We start from the raw sequence: 20047 nt of genomic DNA, 5'->3' as shown, positions 1-20047 counted from the left end.
TCAGTGATTTATTCGGTTACCTGGTAGCTCAATTCCTTGGCGTCGCTTACTTTAAACGTCACGCCATCGAACGAGCTGTCTACCTCCAGTTGATGGGTCATTTGGCAACCCGGGCACTTTATCTCTTCTATTTCGTGGTTGTTGGCGTGTTCCGGCGAGTCGGCGTTGCCATTTGGAGCGGGCACCCCGATGAGGTCGGTGAAGACTTCCGTCTGGCACTTGGAGCACTTAAACTTGAGCCCGACGGTGCGGCCCTGCAGGTCGGCGAGTGGGGCGGGCGAGCTGTCTTTTTGCTGAATCCACATAAGGTGAAAGGGGTTGTTTAAGGAAAGGAAGGAAATGTGGCGGGCCACGGCCCGGTTGGCTTTACGCGGCTGCTTTGAAAAAGATGAACCAGCCCCGGGCAGCCGTTATTTTTGGGAGCCGCATCTGCTTGCGGCCACCGGCTATGGGCGACTTAGAAAACTCGGAAAAGACGGCGGCGTTCTCCTTGCCGCGGGTGCCGCGCTGGCGCTCGCTGCTGCGCTCGTTTGCGCTGGCCAAAGACCCGCTGCCGGTGCTCGACGCCACCCTGGCCCGGTACGGTGACACCGTGGAGCTATTCATCGGCGGGGTGGAGAAAAGCATCCTCACCCGTGACGCGGGCCTGACGCAGCACGTGCTGCAAAAGAACAGCCGCAACTACGCTAAGTCGAAGTTTACGCAGGGGTTTTCGCGCTACGTGGGCCACGGCCTGCTCACCAACGAGGGGCCCGACTGGCTGCGCCAGCGCCGGCTCATTCAGCCCGGGTTTCACCGGCAGCGGGTGGCCGGCCTTACGGGGCTGATGCAGGAAATTACGGCCGAAACGCTGGCGCCGCTGGCCGCCCAGGCGGCTGGCGGGGAGGCGCGGTGGCCGTGCCCGTGCACGATTTGATGACGCGGCTCACCTTTCGCATCATTGCCCGGTCGGTGTTCAGCACCAACTTTCCGGAAGCGGAGCTCGACCGCCTGGCCGACCTCATCACCGAGATTCAGGCATTTTTTGTGCGCTCCATCCGGCAGCCCTACCTCAAGCCCTGGTTCCAGGCCTGCGGGGCCGGTTCCGGTACCACGACGCCCTCTCGGCCGAGCTGCGCGCCCTGCTGGGCCGCTACATCGCGCAGCGCCAGCACGCCAACGCCCAGCCCCACGCCACCCCGCCCGACGACTTGCTGCAGATGCTGCTCGACGCCCGCTACGAAGACACCGGCGAGCCCATGACGCCCGAGCGAGTGCTCGACGAAGCCCTGATTCTACTCATTGCCGGCCACGAAACCAGCGCCAACGCCCTCACCTGGCTGCTCTACCTGCTGGCCCACCACCCCGAGGAGGCCACCCGCATCCGCACCGAAATGGACGCCGTGCTCGCCGGCCGCAGCCCAACTTTCGAGGACCTGCCACGCCTGGGCCAGGCCCTGTACGCCGTGCAGGAAACCATGCGACTTTTCCCGCCCGCCTGGATGGTAGACCGCGTGGCGCTAGCCGACGACCAGTACAACGGCCTGCACATCCCCAAAGGCACGCTGTTCTCGCTCTACTTCTACGGCCTGCACCACGATGAGAAATATTGGGCTAACCCGCAGGAGTTTCGGCCCGCCCGCTTTGCGCCTGGTCAGGCGCGCCCTGTGCATCCCTTCGCCTACGTGCCCTTTGGCGGCGGGCCGCGCCTGTGCATTGGCATGCAGTTCGCCCTCACCGAAATGCAGCTCGTCACCCTGGAGCTGCTTCGCCAGTTTGAGGTAGAATGGGTGAGCGGCCAGGCACCCGTGACCATGCAGCCGCTCATCACGCTGAGGCCCAAGCATGATTTCCGGGTGCAATTGCGCCTGCGCTAAAAGCCGAAGCTACTTGAGCCGGCGGGTAGCTCAATATGATGCAAAGCAGCGGTTAGCCTGGGCAACCAAGCGCTGGCGAGCTTACTGAAAATGATATGTGAGCACGGGCGGGTAGGCGTGCGTGGCCACGTTTTCGGCGGTGCTGGTGTGCAGCAGGCCGGCCAGCAGGGAGTGGGTGTGGGTGGGCATTACCACCAGGTCGGCCTGCACTTGCTGGGCGTACTGCTCGATGCCGGTGCTGGCGCGGCCGGCACCCAGGGCCGTGGCCTTGTAGTTGTTGAGCCTGGTGCTGTTGGGCAAAGGCCAGCATCTGCTGCTCGGCCGCTATTTTGTCGCGCCCCGATATCACGTGCAGCAGGTGCACCGTGGCTTCGGGAAAGACTTCCTGCACCTGGCGCAGGCCATTCAGGGCACTGGTCGCCTCGGCCGAAAAGTCGGAGGGAAATACGATGTTGCGCACCTCAAACGGCGTGTGCCGGTGCTTCACCACCATCACCGGGCAGGGCGCCAGCCGAATCATGCGCTCGGTGTTCGACGTCGCAAACAAGTGCTCGACGGCCCCGTGGCCGCGGGCGCCCATCACCACCAGGTCGCTGCCGTAGCGCTCAATGGCGTGCAGGATGCCGTCGCCCACCTGGGCCGCCTTTATTTTCTCCTGCACCGGCACGTCGGGCGCCAGGCGCGCGGCCTGTTCGTGCAGGGTGTACATGCGGCGCCTGGTGGCCTCCATCAGCTTGATGGGGAAGATTTGCTCGATGCTGGCATTGCCGCTCACAGGCCCGCCACTCGTGCTGAAGCCGCCCGCCGCGTCGTCTATGGCCTCGAGCAGGTGCAGCAGCGTCACGTTGCCGCCCGTGTACCGGGCCAGCTGCAGGGCCACTTCGAAGGCGTAGTTGGCTTCGGTCGAAAAATCGGTGGGTACCAGTATGTTTTTCATGGCTGAACAGATGAAACAATGAAGGAAAACCCGCAGCTGCAATCACTCTCAATCCCTAAACGTGTGAGGGCCTGGTTTTGTGATAAGCTCCTGTGTACTGAGGGTTTACCCTTGGTTTATCTGGTCGCCTTCGCGGAGGCTACTCCTTGAGCAGCTTGTCCACTTCCCGGTTGAAGCCGGCAATTTCTTCTTCGTAGTATTTGCCCGTGCCCGGCCCGGCAAACCCGGTGTGAATCTTCCGCACGTTGCCTTTTTTATCTAGGAAAATGGTGGTCGGGAAGGCCAGCACCTTGGCCAGCTGCGGCAGCGACTTGGCCGCCGAATCCTTGTTGGAGACCCCGGCCACGGCCAGGCTCGTAGTTGATGTTGTACCGCTCGCGCAGGTTGCGCAGCCGGGCCGAGGCTTTGGCATATTCGGGGCTACGCTCGTAGCCCAGGCCGATGACCTCGACGCCGCGGCCCTTGTTTTTGTCGTACCACGGGGCCAGGAAGGCAGTTTCGTCCATGCAGTTGGGGCACCACGAGCCCAGCAGCTGAATGACCACCACCTTGCCGCGGTACTTGGGGCCGGTGGGCTCTACCACACCGCCTTCGAAGATGCTGGGAAACTTGAAGTTGAGCCGCGACTCGCCCTTCTTGAGGTAGGTGAGGGTGTCGGCGTCGGGGAGTTTGGCTTTGGGGTCGAGCACGGCCGTCCAGGTTTCGTGGCCGCTTTTGCCACTGTAGAATTCGCCTTTGAGGGTGCCGTTGGGCTGCTTGGCGGCTTGGAACAGGTAGCCGTGGTTGCCGTCGAACGTGGACAGGCCCATGCCCTCGGGCAGCACCGCGCCGGAAAGGTAGCGGTAGTCGCCGGTGGTGGTGAGGAAGGTGCCCGTGAGCGCGGCGCCCTGCTGCTTGAAGACGCCCACCGCGGGGTAGGTGTTGCCGTCGTCTTCCCGGAAGGTAACGCGCCAGGTGCCGGTGTAGTCCGGCGTTTGGGGGCCGGCCGTGGGCAGGGACCGTTGGCCGAAGGTGGCCATCACGGGCAGGCGGTAGGGCTCGGGGTGTCATACTTCACCCAGGCGCCGCTGACCTTGTTCTCGCCATCGGCCCGCACCACCAGCGCCGCGTCGAACACGTGCAGGCGGATGGTGGCCGAGTCGCCGGCCGCCGAGACTTCGTCGCAGCGCAGGCGCTCCTCGCCGTTCAGGCCCTTGTTTATGAGGTAAACCACGGGCTTGCCGTTTTCCATGGCCACGTCGAAAGCGAAGCTGATGGCCTTGTCCTGGGCCTTCACGAAGCCTTCCCAATGGCCCGGCTTGAGGCCGGCGGGAGGGGTGGCACTGGTATCAGCCGGGCTGGTTTCGGCGGTTTCTTTTTTGTTGGAGTCGCAGCTGGCCAGCAGGCTCAGGCCGGCGGCCGTGGTGGCCAGCACGCGGAGGGAGAACGTATTCATAAGTGATGCAAAAGTGCGAACGGAAAGTTGGCAGCGCCAACAGCGCCTCACAACCACTACCGGGGTGCTTAAGTTGGCGGGCATCCTACCGGGCGTTTTTGCCTTTTCAGCTCAAGCCGGCAATTTCTGGAAGCCCGGTTCCTGAGATTCCAAGCCGAAAGAATTGTGTACGAATGCGGTACGCGGGCTGTCGGGTCGCAGTGGGGCTTTCGTTGGGCTGGCCGCTGCCAGCGTTGCCTTTGGGCCTCAGCACTTGGGCCACAGCCCAACGCCACTGCAAATTTTAACGTTAGCCCTGACAGTACTTCGTCAGAATACGCATTCCTCTATTCTAACTAGGTACAACCTGGCACAGGTACTACATTTGCACCAACACACTTTCTTACTACGCATCCTATGGCTTTCGACCTGGAAATGATTCGCGCCGTGTACGCCGGCATGGGTTCCCGCATCGAAGCGGCCCGCGCCGCGGTGGCGCGCCCGCTCACCCTCACCGAGAAAATCCTCTACGCCCACCTCTATGGGGGCGAAGTAAAGCATGCCTACGAGCGCGGCGTTTCCTACGTCGATTTCGCCCCCGACCGGGTGGCCATGCAGGACGCCACCGCCCAGATGGCGCTGCTCCAGTTCATGCAGGCCGGCAAGCCCACGGCCGCCGTGCCCAGCACCGTGCACTGCGACCACCTCATCCAGGCCAAAGACGGCGCCACGCCCGACCTGGCCGAAGCCAACACCGAAAACAAGGAAGTCTACGACTTCCTGGCCTCGGTATCGAATAAGTACGGCATCGGCTTCTGGAAGCCCGGTGCCGGCATTATCCACCAGGTAGTGCTCGAGAACTACGCCTTCCCCGGCGGCATGATGATTGGCACCGACTCGCACACCCCCAACGCAGGCGGCCTGGGCATGATTGCCATTGGCGTAGGCGGCGCCGATGCCGTGGACGTAATGGCCGGCATGGCCTGGGAGCTGAAATTCCCCAAGGTGATTGGCGTGAAGCTGACCGGCAAAATGAACGGCTGGACTTCGGCCAAAGACGTGATTCTGAAGGTGGCCGGCATCCTGACCGTGAAAGGTGGCACCGGCGCCATCGTGGAGTATTTCGGCGATGGTGCCGAAAGCCTCTCGGCTACCGGCAAAGGCACTATTTGCAACATGGGCGCTGAAATCGGGGCCACGACCTCGGTATTCTCCTACGACGAGAAAATGGGCGACTACCTGCGCGGCACCGGCCGCGCCGACATCGCCGAAGCCGCCGCCGCCGTGCGCCAGCACCTGCGCGCCGACGACGAGGTCTACGCTCAGCCCGAGCGCTTCTACGACCAGCTCATCGAAATTGACCTGAACACGCTGGAGCCCTACGTGAACGGCCCGTTCACCCCGGACGCCGCCTGGCCCATCTCGGAGTTTGCCGCCGCCGTGAAAGAGCACGGCTGGCCCGCCAAGCTGGAAGTAGGCCTCATCGGCTCCTGCACCAACTCGAGCTACGAAGACATCACCCGCGCCGCCTCCATCGCCAAGCAGGCCGTGACGAAAGGCCTGACGGTAAACGCCGAGTTCACCATCACGCCCGGCTCGGAGCTGGTGCGCTACACCGTGGCCCGCGACGGCCTCCTCGACACCTTCTCACAGATGGGCGGCGTGGTGCTGGCCAATGCCTGCGGCCCGTGCATCGGCCAGTGGGCCCGCCACACCGACGACCCCAAGCGCAAGAACTCCATCATCACGAGCTTCAACCGCAACTTTGCCAAGCGCAACGACGGCAACCCCAACACCCACGCGTTTGTGGCTTCGCCCGAAATCGTGACGGCCTTCGCCATTGCCGGCGACCTGACCTTCAACCCCCTCACTGACACCTTGCCCGGCACCAACGGCCCCGTGAAGTTCGATGAGCCAGTGGGTGTGGAGATGCCCCCGCGGCTTTGCCGTGGAGGATGCCGGCTTCCAGGCGCCTGCCGCCGATGGCAGCAGCGTGCAGGTGTTGGTTAGCCCAACTTCTGACCGCCTCGAACTGCTCGAGCCCTTCAAGGCGTGGGAAGGCACCGACCTGCTGGGTCTGCGCCTGCTCATCAAGGCCCAGGGCAAGTGCACCACCGACCATATTTCGATGGCCGGCCCGTGGCTGAAATACCGCGGCCACTTGGACAACATCTCCAACAACATGCTCATCGGGGCCACCAACGCCTTCAACGGCAAGGCCAACGAGGTGCGTGACTTCTCGACCCAGGGCGACGGCTACACCACCGTGCCCCAGGCCGCCCGCGGCTACAAGAGCATCGGCATCGGCACGGTCGTGGTGGGCGATGAGAACTACGGCGAAGGCAGCTCGCGCGAGCACGCCGCCATGGAGCCCCGCCACCTCGGCGTGCGCGCCGTGATTGTGAAGAGCTTCGCCCGCATTCACGAAACCAACCTGAAAAAGCAGGGCATGCTGGGCCTCACCTTCGCCAACAAGGCCGACTACGACCTGATTGAGGAAGGCGACACCATCGACATCCTCGGCCTGACCAACTTCACCCCGGTCAGCCCCTGCAGGCCCGCCTGCACCACACCGACGGCGACACCGACCTCATCACCCTCAACCACACCTACAACGAAGGCCAGATTGAGTGGTTCAAAGCCGGCTCGGCCCTGAACCTGATTCGCTTGAAGGAAGCCAGCGGCGCTCAGCTGTCGCAGAAGTAATTCTGCTGCTCTAGCCGCTTAAGTAGCAACGGCCGCCCCAGGATTCTGGGGCGGCCGTTTTGATTGTGTTCGGATAATAATGCTTTTTCAGGGTTGTATTTCGAAAGCTGCTAGCTGGGAATTCATGCCCCCGAACTTGAAAAATTAACCCTTGATTAAGTTTTGTTGACAGGGGAGGTAAAGTGCTGATTCAGCAAAAAAATAAACATTGCCATGGCTGGATACTATGAGCTACGTCTTCCCTCGGACCCCAAAATCATCGGGGTTCGCAACGGTATCATGCAAGTGGAAATCTGCGACGAGGTCTTTTTAAGCGCCATTCGGCCCGTTCTTTTCAATGGAACGGAAGTTCCCTTAAGCGACGAAGCCAAGGCCATGACCATTACCTGTCTCCGCGTCCTGCCCCGCGCCAAGTTGACAGACGTTCTATCATTTGGACCGAGTTTGACGTGGTGTCCTTTTTTGGTGAAGAGAACAACACTGTCCTTGTTATCCACCTTTCACATCCGAATCACGCATGTGTTTCCCGTTGCGCTCGACCCCGACCCGCAGGGATTGAACGAGTACGCGTTGGCATTTATCCAACCACTGTGGATGGACTTTATTGATTTTCCGCGTTCGACGTACTATACGGGCAGTGATATACTAAATAATAAGCAACGATGTGTATTCTCAACCAAAGAAGAGTACATAAAAAGACCTGACCCTCTCGCTTTACCGGAACGCATTGTGCTAGCGCCCCATTTCGACCTAAGCTTGGATTTGTTTTACCTTGTCGGCTGCGGCATATGCGTATCTGAACGATTAAAACAGGCGTTAGAACAGGAAAAAACCAGCGGCGTGAAAATATTCTCAACCATGATTGCAACTGCCGCGGCCAACGGTTAAATGTTTATTGCCGCTTTTACTCTTCTGGAACTTCAAGCTCTTTCGGAGTTGTACTCCGAAAGCCGGACTGCTGGGGACTTGTAGTCCCCAATCGTTGAACGATTTCCGCCAGCCGGGCGGAGTGTAACTCCGCAGCAAGTGGCTTTCGGAGTGCAACTCCGAAAGAGCTTAGCTTACAACTAACTTACTTTCAGCCGAGGAACAACACTTCTAGCAAGCCGCCTTGGTCTGCGTAGTTGGAGGCAGAGCTATACAGGTAATGTTCAGCTTCGGCTACCAGTTCGGCACGCACAGGGTTTTGGTGGAGGTAATTCAGTTTTTGCAGGGTGAAATCCCGACTCATTAATTCTTTGGCCTCACTACCATCCTGCCAGAATTTAAACGTTTCACTTTTTGTGCTGGTACTGGCATTATAAACGAAGCGGTGTAGCATCCACTGGCGACGACTTTCGGGGTCGCACTGGATAGCAGTGGTAATGGCTTTGCTGGTATGGCGCTTGAAATCGCGCAGGATGTCGGAAAGGTGCTTCTCCGGAGGGGAGCTAGCAATTAGGTGCAGATGGTTGCTCATCAAGCACCACGCATAGAGCTCAAGGTCTTTGTGCTGTTGGCAATAGCGTAAGGCATCCACAATGATATGACGATAAGCAGGCCGGGTGAATACATCGACCCAGTCAACCACCGTCAGAGTTAGAAAGTAGACGTGGTCAGGGAAAATTTGATTTTTCAGGCCCATGCTCCCAAGTGCTGGCTTATGTGAATAGAGTCTTTGCTCCCTTATGGCACGTGCGAAGTTATATTCCGAATGCGGCAGATTTTGTGGGGTAGGCGGGGGCTGCAAGCCCCCAGCAGGCAGCTTTCGGAGTGCAACTCCGAAAGAGCTAGGCGAGCTAGCGCACGCCTTCTACACTAGGTAGGCAGCTGCTGCGCATCCTGAGCCGCAAAGTGCCGCATGCGGTAGCAGTTCATGGCCATTTCGCCGAGCTGCTCGATGAGGCGGTAGTTGGCGATGGCGCCCACCGGCGCGCCGATGATGGGCAGCAGTTGAGCCATTTTGGCGATGTCGATGTAGTCGCGGTATTCCTGCTGCAGGGTACGCCAGTCGAACTGGTTCACGTCGGTGGGCAGAGTGTGGCGGTAGGAGTCCCAGGTGGCGAGGTGGTGGTAGGTTTCGTTGCGGGTGTGCTGGCTGCTGAAGGCCAGCTGGAAAATGTGCAGCAGGTACAGCCGCTCGGTGTAGTCGCGCACGTCGTAGCCGTAGAGCGCCGCAATGTCGAAGAGCAGCTTGAGCTTGATGCCCAGCAGCAACGGAAAATCGGCGAGGCCGAGCAGGAAGCCGCCCGCGCCCGTTACGGCGCCCTCGGCCGATGCCGTGTTGCGGTAGTAGCGAATGCGGGTGCGCACGAAGGCTTCCCGCTCGGCGAGCGTGGCATTGGCCAGGGGCTTGCGCGTGGTGTGCGTGGAGCCGAATAGTACGCCGCGCACCATTTGCTTGATGGCCGCCGTGATGGCCTGGTGCACCCGCTCGGGCAGCAAGGCGTTGAGCCGAACCTGCACCCGCCGGGTGAAGCGGTTCATAAACGAAGGCGGCCGCTGCATCTGCTGCTGCCAGGCTTGCATCTCGGCGTAGGCTTGCTGTTCCTCCGAAGTCATGGCGGGGATAATGATGGATGCTCCTAAGCTACGACGGCCGCCCGCGCAACGTTGGTGGGGCGCGATGGCTCAACCCCGTGGCTGCGCCGGCCCGCGCGGCGAGCTACAGTGTGGGCACCTCACCGGCCCGGCTTTCGCGGGGCTTCTGCACCAGGTAGTAGTAGAGCAAAATGCCCAGCCCAATCAGGAACGGCACCAGCGCCAGGTGCTTGCCCGTGACGTGGGGCAGCACCTGCACAGTATCGAACCCGAAAAACTCGCTGGTCATCCAGTAGGAGTTGGCCGTAATCCAGAACACGATGGCCAGGTTGTGGGCCAGCTCCGACTTGTAGGCTCGCGTGCGCCAGGCAATGACCAGAGCAATGCCCAGTGTGGGTACCACCATGAGCATGCCGAGCGGCCGCCAAATCATGCACCAGGCGATGTCCTTCACCAGCCAGAACAGGATGTGGCTGTTCTCCATCTTGCGGTACGAGGCCGGGATGCTGTATACTTCTTCGGGCGCAGGGGCAGGCGTGGGAGCGGACATAAGCCCAAAAATAGGGCGCGGCCTACTTCCCCGGCTCCTCGATGCCCAGGGCCTGCAGCTGCGCTCCGTACTTCTGGTAAATCACCCGCAAATCGGCGTTGTGCTTCGCGGCGTCTACCCCAATGCTCACGTTGCTGGCATGAAAGCGGTGCAGGTGGCTGATGTGCGGACACAACACCGGCAGCTGCCCCGCCAGCAGGAAGCGCACGTACAAATCCAGGTCTTCGGCCATAGCCAGCTCGCCGTCGTAGCCACCCACTTGGTCGATGAAAGCGCGGCTGTAGCACACGTTGCCCTGGATGAAATGCTCGGCCCGGAAGATGGCACGCAGCATATCGGTGGGCGTGTCGAACTGCCAGGCGTAGTAATCTTCGTTGGGTAGGTAGCGGCCGTGCTCGTCTACGCGCAGGAAATCGGCTACAAACCACGGCTGGCCTGGGTGCGCGTTGATTTGAGCGGCGTAGTGGTGTAGGGTGCGCTGCAGCATGATGTCGTCGTCGTCGAGCGGTACCACCCATGCCTCAGGGTCGGCTTCCTGGATGAGCTGGTTGCGGGCCAGGCCCGCGAGCTGCCGGCCCGGGTGGTGCCAGTGGCGCAGCGGCGGGCCGGGCTGGGTGGCGGCATCGCGCAGGTAGGCCGCCGTGCCATCGCGCGAGCCGTTGTCGTAAATCAGGTGTTCGAAGGAGAAGTCGAGCGGGGCGCTGACGCTGGCCCGGACGCTGGCCACGGCTTCGGGCAGCAGGGCCCGGCGCTGGTGGGTGGGGGTGATGATGGCAAAGTGCATGGCCTGCTTGTTCGGCTTATCCGCCCAAAAAGTTGCCGACGGTGGGCAAATTGAGCTGGCCGCCGCTGCTGGCTCAACTGGAAGCCAGGCACGCCGGCAGCAAATTCCCGCGAAATTGAGCTGTTGCTTGCCCCGGTCGCCGCTTGGGCTAGCAGTTGCCAACTGCACCGACCGGGCACAGCCGGCTCGTTACGAGGTTTTTTACGGCGACTTGTCTTACCCACCGGCTCACCTTGACCTAAAAGCGGCGCCACACGTACAGCCGGTGCCTGCTGCCCATGGCAGCGCTTATTTCTCCGATAGCTGCCTTAATTCAATGCCCACCATCCATTTGTTTGCCAAATGCCTTCTCTCATTCGCAAGGTGCTAAAGCCGCTCGGCTACGCGGCTGGTGCCCTCGTTGGCGTGGCGGGCCTGTACTTGTCGGCGGCGTTTGTGCTCTCGCGCATTCCCGTAGAGAAAGCCGACCCCAATGCCTCGCCCGACGTGCTGGTGTACCTGCACACCAACGGCGTGCACACCGACATTGTGGTGCCCGTCAAAAACCCCCAGATGGACTGGAGCCAGCCGCTGCCATACAGTAATATTCCCTCGGGCGACACCACCCTGCGCTACATCGCCTTCGGCTGGGGCGACAAGGGGTTTTACCTCGACACGCCCACCTGGGCCGACCTCAAGGTGAGCACGGCGCTAGTGGCGGCGTTTTGGCTGGGCACCTCGGCCATGCACACCACCTACCTGCACAGCTTGGTGCCCGGCCCCGATACCGTGCCCCTTTACCTGAGCAAGGCCGAGTACGCCCGCCTCATTGCGTACATCAAAGCCAGCTTCCGCTACGACGCGGCCGGCCGCACCCAGCACATCAAGGGCCACAGCTACGGCCGCGACGATGCTTTCTACGAAGCCCACCGCGTCTACAGCTTCATCTACACCTGCAACACCTGGACCAACGACGCTCTCAAAGCCTGCGGCCAAAAGGCCTGCCTTTGGACCCCGTCCGATTCCGGAATTTTTTATCAGTACGGCAAGTAGGAACGCGCCTTGGCGCGTTCGGCGTCTAAACGAAGAACGCCAGACCTTACAACGGTATTGAGCGACAATTGAACGCGCCAAGGCGCGTTCAATTGTCGCTCAATACAGCCCAAAAACAAACCGGCCCCGCCGGCTGCTACGCCAACGGGGCCAAAACGGGTGAAACCATCGTGCCGACGGCCCATAGGGCTTAATTCAGCCACACATCCGCCACTTGCTCAAAGCGGTGGGCGGCAAAAGCACCGTAGGGACGCTCGGCGTAAAAACCAAGGACGTGCACCTGGGGCTGGCCAGTGCGAACGTGCGGCAATACGCGCACGGCGTACACGCGGCCGGCCTCGGGCCAGTCGCCTACGTAGTCGGTCGGGCGTTGCGCATCGTTCACGCAACGGGCAAATTGCTGCAGGGGCAGGGGCGTAGGGAGCTTTACTTTTGACATAACCAAAGTTACAAAACTTGAGCTAAACTAAAAAGATTAGAAATAAAAACTTCTTGTCTTTTTTAGGGAGAATAGATTCAATTGCTTTAATATAACATAACTATCCGGTGGGTTGTTTCGGCATGCGGTGACTAAAAGATGCAGATTCCAAGTGGTCCAGAAAACAATTTACTAAATAAATTGGCAATCGACAACCTTATTGCGTCAGTATAGACGCGGGAACTGCCTTATGCCTGCATCCTTCCACTATTTTATTACGGTCACCCAACTAACCACGCACGAGCCTGCCCTTGTTCAGCTGCTCCATACCCGCGGGGGCGCCGGCCGGACAAGCCCAACTGCGCCTGTCTGCGGGCACTGCCATCGACCAGCAACTCATGAACGCGCCCGATTAGCTAAAAACTCGCTTGGGCCGTCAACTGGTGCGGCTGGCAGCGTCGTCAAAAAGCGAATGGCCAGGCCAAAAAGTCGGCTTGGCCATTCGCTCGGCACTGTATACCATTGGGCCACTGCGGCAGATTTGCTGACCTTAGAGCTTATCCAAATAGGCTCAGCATGACGGCCTATTGGGTTAGCCTAGTTAGCGCACTACGACCGCTCGGGTGAGTACACCGGCCGAGCCTTGGGCCCGCACCGTGTACAGCCCGGCCGCGAGGCCAGCTAAATTCAGGCTGACCAAGCTGCTGCCGGCTTGCTGCAGCACTACCTGGCCCATGGTGTTGATAACCTGCACCTGCCGCAGCCCAAATTGGGCCGGGAGTTCTAACTGCAAAGGACCATTGGTAGGGTTGGGAAACACATTGAAGCCCGCGGCCTTGGCAGCGGCCCGTGTTGGCAGCAGCGTGGCGTAGGCGATGCTCGCGGCTTCGGCAGCCGCCTGCAGCTGTGCCAAGGAGGAAGCCGACATCATGGCGAAGGTCACGACCGTAGAATCGCCGGGGGCCAGTTTGGCCAGACGGGCGCCTACTACCTGCGATACATCGGTGCCGGAGCCCAGGCCCGCGCTTGCCTTGGTAGTGCCACTGCTTAATGTCAGGAATTTTTCAGCCGGAGAGAAGCCATCGCCCAGGCGTACGTCGGTGCCGGCAGGGGCGGCGTTGTCGATGGAATACACGGTAGCGGAGCCGCCGCGCAGCAGTTGCACGCCGGCGTAAATGGCCGGCAAGGGGTGGCAGGCTGCTGCCCAAGGGCATAGCAGTAGCCCAGGTCGTGGGTCGGGTCCCAGTCGGCGCTGTTGCGAGCGGCACCGTCGGGGGTGGGCACGTCCCAGTCCATAAACAGGCCCGCGTAGAGGGGCTTCAGGGTGTCGGCGGTCAGGTTCTTAAGCGTGTACTCCAGCACCACAAAATCGCGCCGCCCGGGCTTGGCCCAGGCGTAGGCCCGCTGGCGCACGCCTACTCCCACGCTCCGGATGCGGCTGCCAGCCACTGGGATGGTGTCCTGGAACGTGGCCCGGGCTTCCTGGTCGGCCCGGGGGCCGGGCTGCGTGCGCACGGCCTGGCTGGTGCTGAAAAACGATTGCCGGGCCTGCCCGTTTTTGGTGCGCAGGCGGTCCGATACGCGGGTGGCGCTGGTGGCCAGTATCAGGCCGCCCTCGCTCAGAATGTTGCCGCTGTTGCGGTACGTGACGCCGGTGCCCACCGTGCCCGCCAGGTTATCGAAGGCCAGGTTGCCGCGGCTGGTCATCGTCACGGCCAGGTCGTTGGCGTCGAGCACCACATAATCGGGGTTCACCACGATGTTCACAAACTGGTCGTACTGGTAGCCGCCGCTGGCCGAGAGGCGGTAGCGCAGCGTAACGGTAGTATTGAGCGGGATGCCGCTCTGGGCAATAGTCAGCCGGAAAGGGGCCGTCGAGTTGCTGGCGCGGCCAAGGGTAAGCATGCTGCCCACGACAAAGGCGCCCTGGCGCACCGTGACGTACGGCGAAAGCGAGGTGAGCGACACCGTGAGGCCGGTAATGGGCTGCAGCAGGTTTTGCACGTCCACCGCCAGGCGCACGGTATCGCCGGGAAGGTAAACGCTACGCATAGGGGCAAAGGTGCTGGCTACCACACGCGCCTCCTGGCTGTTGCCGCTGCTCAGGGCCTTCTGCACGTTGAGGCAGCCAGTGCCCAGGCGCCCCACCCAGGCCGCGTTGGCGGGCAGGGCATCGATGTTGTCGGCCGATTGGCGCAGCTGCGCGGCCACTTGAGCCTGCTGTGAAATGCGGAAACTGCCAGCGCACCAGCGCCGCCGCTGCCGCCACCAGCGGAGCCGAAAATGAGGTGCCGCCCACGGCTACATAGTCGGCCTCGGCCTGGCCGCCTCCAGATACCGTGTGGTAGCCCTGGGTGGTGAGAATGCTCAGGCCCGGCGCCACCAGGTCGACGCGGTGGCTGAAGGTGGCGTTGGGGCTCTTCTGGTTGGTATTGCTCACGCCCGACACCGACAGCACGTGGTCGTAGGAAGCAGGGTAGAAGAGCAGGTCGGCGTTGGTGTTGCCGGCGGCGGCCACGAGCACGGCGTCGCGGTTTACGGCGGCGTAGGTCATGGCGTCCTGCTCGTAGCGCGAGTAGCCGCCCGGGCCGCCCCAGGCTCATGTTAATCACCTTGCAGTTGTGGTCGGCGGCATAAATCACGGCCTCCACGCCGGCAAAGTTGCCGGCAGGGGTGTTGGGGTAAATGTTCAGCGGCAGAAACCGGCACTTGTTGCCCAGGCCGGCAATGCCCACGCCATTATCCGTGCGGGCCGCGGCCACGCCTGCTACCAAGGAGCCGTGGATGATGTTGATGTCGTAGCCGGAGTCGTTGTCGTTGTTGGCCAGGTCCCAGCCGGTGAAGTTGTCCATGTAGCCGTCGTTGTCGTCGTCGCGGCCGTTGATGGGGTCAGCGTAGTTGTGCTTAATCTGCTGGCGCAGGTCTTCGTGGGTCAGCCGCACGCCGCCGTCGGTGATGCCGATGACAATGGAGCTGTCGCCGCGGGTAATGTCCCAGCCCCGATAGGCCTTGATTTGCTTGAGGTAGTACTGGCTGGCCGAGAGGCTGGTCAGCGTGGAATCGGCGAACGGGTCGTTGGGCTGGTACTGGGGCTGGCGGATATAGAGCGGCTCCACGTACTCCACCAGGCCGGTGCCCAGCAGCACGGTGCGGGCACGGTCCAGCGTGAGGGTGGTGGGCACCTGAAACTGGTAGATGCCGCGCAGGTCCACGCTGCCCGGCTTCTCCACGTTGGGGGGCGGCCCGCGGAAACTTCTGCACCACATCGGTGGCGTCGAGCGCGCGCAGGGCCGCCTGCAGGGCGGCCGGCGGCTGGCCCGGGCGGAGCTTCACCACGAAGCGGCCGGGTACGGTAGGGGGCCCGGCAACGGCTCCCGCCGGCCAAACCAGCCCAATTAGCAGCAGACAAAATAGCAGGCGTAACATTTTTCCCATCAATTAAAATAATAGATTATTCAGCGTTAGTAAAGATACCCTTATACGCGGTATTTGGTGCTCCCAGGCTGCCGGAAAAAGCGAAAATCGGGCTGCTGAATAAAACAAAGTACTAACAAGTTCACGGCGGGTTTGCCAGTGAGTGAAAGCACTGTTGGGGCTATTCGCAGGCCGCCGGATTTGCGACAAGGCCGGCGCCCTGCCGTAACTTGCGCAGCGGCGGTTTCGCCGTTCCACCATCACTAGTCTTACTTCCCACCCACGATGATTGCCAAGCACCAAGCCACCCTCGACGCCGCTGTGCAGGCCCTGCACGGGCGCACGTTCTTCGCAGCCTTTCCCGAAAATCCTTCGCCCGAAATCTACGGGGCCGACGCCGACGCCCAGGGCCGCGAGCGATTTGCCGCCCTGCGCGGCCAGCACTTTGCCGAGCTCCTGCAGGGCGAGCCCGAAGGCTGGGTGGGGCAGGAGGAGTCGCCCTACGAGCAGCAGGCGCTGGGCATCCAGTACCCCTTCTACTCGCCCCAGACCCTGATAAAGAATGCTCAGGGCGCCTTCGATGAGTGGCGCAAGGTGAAGCCCGCCCTGCGCGCGGCCCTGCTCACCGAGGCCCTGGAAGGCATGAAGAGCCGCTTCTTCGAAATTGCCTACGCCACCATGCACACCACGGGGCAGGCCTACATGATGTCGTTTCAGGCCAGCGGCCCCCATGCCGCCGACCGCGCCCTCGAGGCCATCGCGGCGGGCTACGAAGAGCAAACCCGCTTCCCCGAAGACACCCGCTGGGAGAAGCCCATGGGCAAGTACAACATTGCCCTAAACAAGACCTGGCGCGCCGTGCCAAAGGGCCTGTCGCTGGTGATTGGCTGCTCCACGTTCCCGACCTGGAACACGGTGCCCGGCATGTTTGCCTCGCTCGTGACCGGCAACCCCACCATCATCAAGCCCCATCCCAAGGCGGTGCTGCCTATTGCCATCGTCATTGCCGAGGTGCAGAAGGTGCTAAAGGAGCACGGCCTGAACCCCTGCATCTGCCTGGCCGTCGACGCCAACGACCGCCTCATCACCAAGGAGCTGGCCGAAGACCCGGCCGTGAAGCTGATTGACTATACCGGTGGCACGCAGTTTGGCGAGTACGTGGAGAGCCTGAAAGGCAAAACGGTGTTCACCGAGAAAACCGGTGTCAACAGCATCATCCTTGACTCCTGCGACGACCTCGACAAAGTAGCCCAGAACCTGGCCTTTTCCGTGAGCCTCTACTCGGGCCAGATGTGCACCGCGCCGCAGAACTTCTTCATTCCGGAAACGGGCGTGAAAGTGGGCGACACGCAGGTGCCCTATGAGGAAGTAGTGCAGAAACTCTCGGCCGCCGTTACGGGCCTGGCCACCAATCCCAAGGCCGGCGCGCACGTGCTGGGCGCCATTCAGAACCCCGCCACGCAGGACCGGGTGAAGCAGGCTGGCCTTCGACGGCGGCCGCAGCATCCTGGCTTCCGGCACCGTGGACAACCCCACCTTCAAAAATGCCCGCACCTGCTCGCCCAGCATTTTCGAAGTAGAAGCCAGCCGCGTGGAGCAGTACAGCCAGGAGCTGTTTGGCCCCATCATGCTGGTTATTAAAACCAAGAACACCCAGGAGAGCATTCACCTCGCGGCCCAGGCGGCCCGCGAGCACGGCGCCATCAGCTGCGGCGCTTACACCACCGACCAGACGGTTAAGGAGCAGATTATGGACGAGATGAGCCTGGCCGGTACGCCCGTGAGCTTCAACCTCACCGGCGGTATTTATGTGAACCAGAACGCCGGCTTCTCCGACTTCCACGTGACCGGCGGCAACCCCGCCGGCAACGCCAGCTTCACCAACCCGGAGTTTGTCATCAAGCGCTTCACGTGGGTGGGCTTCCGCGAGCCTGCGCTGTAGCGCCGGGCTTAAGAAAGAATGAAGAATGGGCGTACAAAACACCCCCTCCTCAGTTGAGGAGGGGGTGTTTGAGTGTTCGCTCAAACGGGGATGGTTGCCCTCGTTGAACGACACCCGAATGACTAACGGAACGAGTTGAGCTGGAATCGTTCGGGTATCGTTCAACGAGGGCAACCACCCCAGCTCAACTTGGCAGTTGAGCGTCCCCTCCTTAAAAAAGGAGGGGAGCTTTATCGTTCGCCCACTCTCTTTAAGTAAAAAAGCCGCCGCTTCTGATGAAGCGGCGGCTTTTTTACTTATGAGTTTTGCTTAAAAGCCCTTGGACCATTTCCAGTTTTTGGGGGCCTTAGCGGTTTTAAATTTCTCCTGGCTTTTTGGGTTCAGGTCAATGGTTGGGCGGATGTTGTTGACCTTTCTAAACTTGACTTTGGCGTTTTTGCCTTTCGAAGACTCGGACGTGTGCGTGTAGTAGTGTTTGGACTTCAGGTTGGGTCTTTTGCCTTCGGTTTGCGCGAAACTGGCCGAGGATGCCAGTAAGAAGAACATGAGAAGGGGAGAAGCTTTTTCATGGCAAATAATAACTTAGAGGATAGACGTGGGAGAAAATATGCTGGGGTAAAGCGGCCGGTGGAATGGGCCAATACTGCTGAAACGCAGATACTGTGTAGGGGGTTGCGGTTTTTTAGCCGTAGAAAAGCGCTATAGAAGCTTCCGGATATCCTCGCGCAGGGCGTCGATGCCGCGCCGGATTTGGGCCCAGACGCTCGGTTCGGAGCCGTCGGCCGGCATGGGGGCCTTGCCCAATTGCTCGGCCAAAAGCGCGCGCTTGGCTTCGAGGGATTCGGCGTGGGCCTCGTAGGTATTGGTTGAGCCGGCCGCGGTGGCGTGAGCCCGGTTGTGCAGGGTCTGGATTTTGGTATCTAGTTCGGCGAGGGCCTGGCGCAGGGCGTGTTCGGAGAGCTGGGGCGGGCGCTGGGCGTCGGGAGCGGGGGTGCTGGACATGGGGCAGGTGGAAAAACGGACCGGTGAGTTGCGGGTCGTTATTGTACTGCCTTGGGCTCAGAAAAGATGTCCACAGCGCCCACCGCCACTTCTCAAACTGCAAGCGGCTCTGACTTACAGCACCCTGGGCAGGCCGGCTTCCCGGGCCAGCGGTGCCGCGCCCGACTCCCATAGCGCGGCCAGCACGGCATTGGCGGTTTCGGCCACCTCCAGGTGGAAGTCTTCGTGCAGCCGGGCGGTTTGCTTCAGGGCCTCGTGGGTGCGCTTGGTGAGGTGCTGCAGCAGCGGCTGCGTGGGGCCGTGCAGCCGCGCCGTAACGGCAGCCTGGTGCCGGAACACGTTGGCCAACAGGCGCCAGCTTAGCTCAACTTCCCCAAAAGCATCTTCGGTAATCTTGGCGTGGTAGGCGAGCCGCGCCTGCAGCTGCCGCAGAATCACGAGCAGGTCGTTGGGGGTTTGGTGGAAGCCGCGCACGGGGTCGTCGACCTGGGCGCGCAGCACGGCGCGGCGGGTTTCCAGCGCGTCGGGCCCTTCGAGCAGGCGGTAGGCGAGTTGCTCGGTGAGCACGGCATCTTGAGCTACGAGGCGCGCCAGCAGCTGGTCTTTTTCTTTCTGCGGGAGTTGGAAAAGGGCTTTGCGCAGGTCGGGTGGGAGGGCGGGCATGTATTGGGTGGGAAATCGCAACCTCAAAATAACGCCGTCTATGCCATGCCCCAAGCTTGGATGACGCGCCAGCCGCTCAGCCCTACTATTGCTGTCAGCAGCCATACAGAAACTCGCCACTCGGGCTGCTGAAGCTCCTGCGGAAATTTGAGCCACGCAAAACGCCAGAATTTGGTTACCGCGTCATCAAAACGAATCCAGAATGGAGTAGGCGGTGGAGGGGAGGAGTGTAATGACCAACGTCATCACCGAGCCCGCAGCAATTAGGGAGAACTGTTAGTGATGGGTCGGGCGGTTTGTGAGCTTTTGTAATGACATAAAACGTAGTTGGGCTGCGTGTAATATCAAGCCAGTACCCCTTTTTTACGTTTTGCCGCATCATTAAATCGAACAGAAATATCAGGTTTGCATAGCGGGATGTCTGCTCCAAACGCACGCGTAGCCCACCGTCATGCAGGGTATCGGAAAGAATAGCCCGCAGATGCTCAGTGATTTTCTGCTGCTGACGGCCGTCAAGTTTACTGTTGCCCGTTAAGGTGCCTTCCCGCCACATGTCCCGTCGAAGTAATGAATCAGGGTTGGGAGCCATCCAGAGAATTGTAGGGCCAGACATCGCGTCGATACGGGGCCGAATGGGCATTGTCATCCGTATTGCATATCTAGGCTTTAATTGCTCCCTCCAAGGCTCAATTTCCACACTCCCCAGCCACAGCAATCCCGCCAGCGCCAGTAGGCCCGGCGGAAACAGCAGCTTGCGGCGGTGGCGGCGGGGTAAGTACAAGTTCATGGCCGAGTTAGAGAAGCGTGTT

General features: G+C 61.1%; 24 protein-coding genes and 3 pseudogenes. 9 read left to right on the top strand and 18 right to left on the bottom strand.

What is annotated here, in order from left to right:
• Positions 1 to 8 precede the first annotated feature (8 nt).
• Positions 9 to 305 (bottom strand): hypothetical protein, encoded by a 297-nt coding sequence (locus tag ACFQT0_RS21660; RefSeq protein WP_380205168.1) that lies wholly within the window; start codon positions 303 to 305, stop codon positions 9 to 11.
• 143 nt (positions 306 to 448) lie between these two features.
• On the opposite strand from ACFQT0_RS21660, the gene ACFQT0_RS21655 reads away from it, so the two are divergent.
• Genes ACFQT0_RS21655 through ACFQT0_RS21645 form a run of 3 tightly spaced genes read left to right on the top strand, consistent with a single transcriptional unit; the run spans position 449 to position 1856 of the window.
• Complete coding sequence (locus tag ACFQT0_RS21655; RefSeq protein WP_380205167.1) at positions 449 to 916, top strand: cytochrome P450; 468 nt, start codon at positions 449 to 451, stop codon at positions 914 to 916.
• Positions 904 to 1242 carry a hypothetical protein gene (locus ACFQT0_RS21650; protein WP_380205166.1) on the top strand — a complete coding sequence of 113 codons (339 nt, stop codon included), beginning with the start codon at positions 904 to 906 and terminating at the stop codon, positions 1240 to 1242. The genes ACFQT0_RS21655 and ACFQT0_RS21650 overlap by 13 nt, the downstream gene beginning before the upstream one ends.
• Entirely contained in the window at positions 1125 to 1856 is a 732-nt protein-coding gene (locus ACFQT0_RS21645; RefSeq protein WP_380206098.1) for a cytochrome P450, read from the top strand. Before ACFQT0_RS21650 ends, ACFQT0_RS21645 begins: the two co-directional genes overlap by 118 nt.
• Before the next feature lie 52 nt (positions 1857 to 1908).
• On the opposite strand, the gene ACFQT0_RS31720 is transcribed toward ACFQT0_RS21645, so the two are convergent.
• From ACFQT0_RS31720 to ACFQT0_RS21620, 4 genes are all read right to left on the bottom strand, one after another.
• Positions 1909 to 2793, bottom strand: coding sequence for a universal stress protein (locus ACFQT0_RS31720; protein ID WP_449272079.1), 885 nt, complete (start codon positions 2791 to 2793; stop codon positions 1909 to 1911).
• Between the two features lie 139 nt (positions 2794 to 2932).
• Positions 2933 to 3082, bottom strand: coding sequence for a hypothetical protein (locus tag ACFQT0_RS21630; RefSeq protein ID WP_380205165.1), 150 nt, complete (start codon positions 3080 to 3082; stop codon positions 2933 to 2935).
• Positions 3048 to 3812, bottom strand: coding sequence for a peroxiredoxin family protein (locus ACFQT0_RS21625; protein WP_380205164.1), 765 nt, complete (start codon positions 3810 to 3812; stop codon positions 3048 to 3050). Before ACFQT0_RS21625 ends, ACFQT0_RS21630 begins: the two co-directional genes overlap by 35 nt.
• Positions 3812 to 4228 carry a hypothetical protein gene (locus ACFQT0_RS21620; RefSeq protein WP_380205163.1) on the bottom strand — a complete coding sequence of 139 codons (417 nt, stop codon included), beginning with the start codon at positions 4226 to 4228 and terminating at the stop codon, positions 3812 to 3814. The genes ACFQT0_RS21625 and ACFQT0_RS21620 overlap by 1 nt, the downstream gene beginning before the upstream one ends.
• A 396-nt stretch (positions 4229 to 4624) precedes the next feature.
• On the opposite strand from ACFQT0_RS21620, the pseudogene ACFQT0_RS21615 reads away from it, so the two are divergent.
• Both ACFQT0_RS21615 and ACFQT0_RS21610 read left to right on the top strand, forming a co-directional pair.
• Positions 4625 to 6913 (top strand): annotated as a pseudogene (locus ACFQT0_RS21615) (aconitate hydratase).
• Positions 6914 to 7126: 213 nt separating this feature from the next.
• Positions 7127 to 7801, top strand: coding sequence for a hypothetical protein (locus tag ACFQT0_RS21610; RefSeq protein WP_380205162.1), 675 nt, complete (start codon positions 7127 to 7129; stop codon positions 7799 to 7801).
• Positions 7802 to 7991: 190 nt separating this feature from the next.
• On the opposite strand, the gene ACFQT0_RS21605 is transcribed toward ACFQT0_RS21610, so the two are convergent.
• From ACFQT0_RS21605 to ACFQT0_RS21590, 4 genes are all read right to left on the bottom strand, one after another.
• Positions 7992 to 8537, bottom strand: coding sequence for an REP-associated tyrosine transposase (locus ACFQT0_RS21605; protein ID WP_380205161.1), 546 nt, complete (start codon positions 8535 to 8537; stop codon positions 7992 to 7994).
• 173 nt (positions 8538 to 8710) lie between these two features.
• Positions 8711 to 9454: an EcsC family protein gene (locus ACFQT0_RS21600; RefSeq protein WP_380205160.1), complete on the bottom strand. Its 744-nt coding sequence runs from the start codon at positions 9452 to 9454 to the stop codon at positions 8711 to 8713.
• Positions 9455 to 9557: 103 nt separating this feature from the next.
• A complete protein-coding gene (locus ACFQT0_RS21595; protein WP_380205159.1) occupies positions 9558 to 9983 on the bottom strand; it encodes a hypothetical protein in 426 nt (141 codons plus the stop codon).
• A gap of 22 nt (positions 9984 to 10005) precedes the next feature.
• Complete coding sequence (locus ACFQT0_RS21590; protein WP_380205158.1) at positions 10006 to 10767, bottom strand: glycosyltransferase family 2 protein; 762 nt, start codon at positions 10765 to 10767, stop codon at positions 10006 to 10008.
• 342 nt (positions 10768 to 11109) lie between these two features.
• Between ACFQT0_RS21590 and ACFQT0_RS21585 the strand changes: the two genes are divergently transcribed.
• Positions 11110 to 11799: a TIGR02117 family protein gene (locus ACFQT0_RS21585; RefSeq protein WP_380205157.1), complete on the top strand. Its 690-nt coding sequence runs from the start codon at positions 11110 to 11112 to the stop codon at positions 11797 to 11799.
• Positions 11800 to 11989: 190 nt separating this feature from the next.
• On the opposite strand, the gene ACFQT0_RS21580 is transcribed toward ACFQT0_RS21585, so the two are convergent.
• From ACFQT0_RS21580 to ACFQT0_RS21560, 5 genes and pseudogenes are all read right to left on the bottom strand, one after another.
• A complete protein-coding gene (locus tag ACFQT0_RS21580) occupies positions 11990 to 12238 on the bottom strand; it encodes a hypothetical protein (protein ID WP_380205156.1) in 249 nt (82 codons plus the stop codon).
• Between the two features lie 580 nt (positions 12239 to 12818).
• The gene (locus tag ACFQT0_RS21575) at positions 12819 to 13352 is read right to left on the bottom strand and encodes a T9SS type A sorting domain-containing protein (RefSeq protein ID WP_380205155.1); all 534 of its coding nucleotides are present in this window, start codon (positions 13350 to 13352) and stop codon (positions 12819 to 12821) included.
• The gene (locus tag ACFQT0_RS21570; RefSeq protein WP_380205154.1) at positions 13271 to 14428 is read right to left on the bottom strand and encodes a hypothetical protein; all 1158 of its coding nucleotides are present in this window, start codon (positions 14426 to 14428) and stop codon (positions 13271 to 13273) included. The genes ACFQT0_RS21575 and ACFQT0_RS21570 overlap by 82 nt, the downstream gene beginning before the upstream one ends.
• Positions 14429 to 14495: 67 nt before the next feature.
• A pseudogene (locus ACFQT0_RS21565) lies at positions 14496 to 14771 on the bottom strand (S8 family serine peptidase); the annotation flags it as partial.
• A gap of 73 nt (positions 14772 to 14844) precedes the next feature.
• A pseudogene (locus ACFQT0_RS21560) lies at positions 14845 to 15483 on the bottom strand (S8 family serine peptidase); the annotation flags it as partial.
• Here ACFQT0_RS21560 and ACFQT0_RS21555 point away from each other — a divergent pair.
• The 3 genes from ACFQT0_RS21555 to ACFQT0_RS21545 all read left to right on the top strand — a co-directional run bounded on the left by ACFQT0_RS21555 (position 15449) and on the right by ACFQT0_RS21545 (position 17573).
• A complete protein-coding gene (locus tag ACFQT0_RS21555; RefSeq protein WP_380206184.1) occupies positions 15449 to 15616 on the top strand; it encodes a hypothetical protein in 168 nt (55 codons plus the stop codon). The pseudogene ACFQT0_RS21560 and the gene ACFQT0_RS21555 sit on opposite strands and share 35 nt — an antisense overlap.
• A 300-nt stretch (positions 15617 to 15916) precedes the next feature.
• Positions 15917 to 17272, top strand: a complete 1356-nt coding sequence (locus ACFQT0_RS21550; protein WP_380205153.1) for an aldehyde dehydrogenase family protein — start codon at positions 15917 to 15919, stop codon at positions 17270 to 17272.
• On the top strand, positions 17154 to 17573 hold the full coding sequence (locus tag ACFQT0_RS21545) for an aldehyde dehydrogenase family protein (protein WP_380205152.1): 420 nt from the start codon (positions 17154 to 17156) through the stop codon (positions 17571 to 17573). Before ACFQT0_RS21550 ends, ACFQT0_RS21545 begins: the two co-directional genes overlap by 119 nt.
• Positions 17574 to 17882: 309 nt before the next feature.
• Here ACFQT0_RS21545 and ACFQT0_RS21540 read toward each other — a convergent pair whose 3' ends face one another.
• The 4 genes from ACFQT0_RS21540 to ACFQT0_RS21525 form a co-directional block, all read right to left on the bottom strand.
• Entirely contained in the window at positions 17883 to 18119 is a 237-nt protein-coding gene (locus ACFQT0_RS21540) for a hypothetical protein (protein WP_380205151.1), read from the bottom strand.
• Positions 18120 to 18272: 153 nt separating this feature from the next.
• Positions 18273 to 18575, bottom strand: coding sequence for a hypothetical protein (locus ACFQT0_RS21535; RefSeq protein WP_380205150.1), 303 nt, complete (start codon positions 18573 to 18575; stop codon positions 18273 to 18275).
• Between the two features lie 114 nt (positions 18576 to 18689).
• On the bottom strand, positions 18690 to 19238 hold the full coding sequence (locus ACFQT0_RS21530) for a hypothetical protein (protein WP_380205149.1): 549 nt from the start codon (positions 19236 to 19238) through the stop codon (positions 18690 to 18692).
• A 175-nt stretch (positions 19239 to 19413) separates the two neighbouring features.
• Positions 19414 to 20025: a hypothetical protein gene (locus ACFQT0_RS21525; protein ID WP_380205148.1), complete on the bottom strand. Its 612-nt coding sequence runs from the start codon at positions 20023 to 20025 to the stop codon at positions 19414 to 19416.
• Positions 20026 to 20047 lie beyond the last annotated feature (22 nt).

The sequence above is a fragment of the Hymenobacter humi genome, assembly GCF_042665855.1.
Lineage (GTDB): Bacteria > Bacteroidota > Bacteroidia > Cytophagales > Hymenobacteraceae > Hymenobacter > Hymenobacter humi.
The sequence above is the reverse complement of the archived record's forward strand: the minus strand, read 5'-3'. Positions and strand labels throughout refer to the sequence as shown.

Bases quoted from the DNA above. Each gene is read 5' to 3' on its own strand.
- ACFQT0_RS21660 (WP_380205168.1), bottom strand. From the start codon at position 305: ATGTGGATTCAGCAAAAAGACAGCTCGCCCGCCCCACTCGCCGACCTG.
- ACFQT0_RS21655 (WP_380205167.1), top strand. From the start codon at position 449: ATGGGCGACTTAGAAAACTCGGAAAAGACGGCGGCGTTCTCCTTGCCG.
- ACFQT0_RS31720 (WP_449272079.1), bottom strand. From the start codon at position 2,793: ATGAAAAACATACTGGTACCCACCGATTTTTCGACCGAAGCCAACTAC.
- ACFQT0_RS21625 (WP_380205164.1), bottom strand. From the start codon at position 3,812: ATGGCCACCTTCGGCCAACGGTCCCTGCCCACGGCCGGCCCCCAAACG.
- ACFQT0_RS21620 (WP_380205163.1), bottom strand. From the start codon at position 4,228: ATGAATACGTTCTCCCTCCGCGTGCTGGCCACCACGGCCGCCGGCCTG.
- ACFQT0_RS21610 (WP_380205162.1), top strand. From the start codon at position 7,127: ATGGCTGGATACTATGAGCTACGTCTTCCCTCGGACCCCAAAATCATC.
- ACFQT0_RS21605 (WP_380205161.1), bottom strand. From the start codon at position 8,537: ATGGGCCTGAAAAATCAAATTTTCCCTGACCACGTCTACTTTCTAACT.
- ACFQT0_RS21600 (WP_380205160.1), bottom strand. From the start codon at position 9,454: ATGACTTCGGAGGAACAGCAAGCCTACGCCGAGATGCAAGCCTGGCAG.
- ACFQT0_RS21595 (WP_380205159.1), bottom strand. From the start codon at position 9,983: ATGTCCGCTCCCACGCCTGCCCCTGCGCCCGAAGAAGTATACAGCATC.
- ACFQT0_RS21590 (WP_380205158.1), bottom strand. From the start codon at position 10,767: ATGCACTTTGCCATCATCACCCCCACCCACCAGCGCCGGGCCCTGCTG.
- ACFQT0_RS21585 (WP_380205157.1), top strand. From the start codon at position 11,110: ATGCCTTCTCTCATTCGCAAGGTGCTAAAGCCGCTCGGCTACGCGGCT.
- ACFQT0_RS21580 (WP_380205156.1), bottom strand. From the start codon at position 12,238: ATGTCAAAAGTAAAGCTCCCTACGCCCCTGCCCCTGCAGCAATTTGCC.
- ACFQT0_RS21550 (WP_380205153.1), top strand. From the start codon at position 15,917: ATGATTGCCAAGCACCAAGCCACCCTCGACGCCGCTGTGCAGGCCCTG.
- ACFQT0_RS21540 (WP_380205151.1), bottom strand. From the start codon at position 18,119: ATGTTCTTCTTACTGGCATCCTCGGCCAGTTTCGCGCAAACCGAAGGC.
- ACFQT0_RS21535 (WP_380205150.1), bottom strand. From the start codon at position 18,575: ATGTCCAGCACCCCCGCTCCCGACGCCCAGCGCCCGCCCCAGCTCTCC.
- ACFQT0_RS21530 (WP_380205149.1), bottom strand. From the start codon at position 19,238: ATGCCCGCCCTCCCACCCGACCTGCGCAAAGCCCTTTTCCAACTCCCG.
- ACFQT0_RS21525 (WP_380205148.1), bottom strand. From the start codon at position 20,025: ATGAACTTGTACTTACCCCGCCGCCACCGCCGCAAGCTGCTGTTTCCG.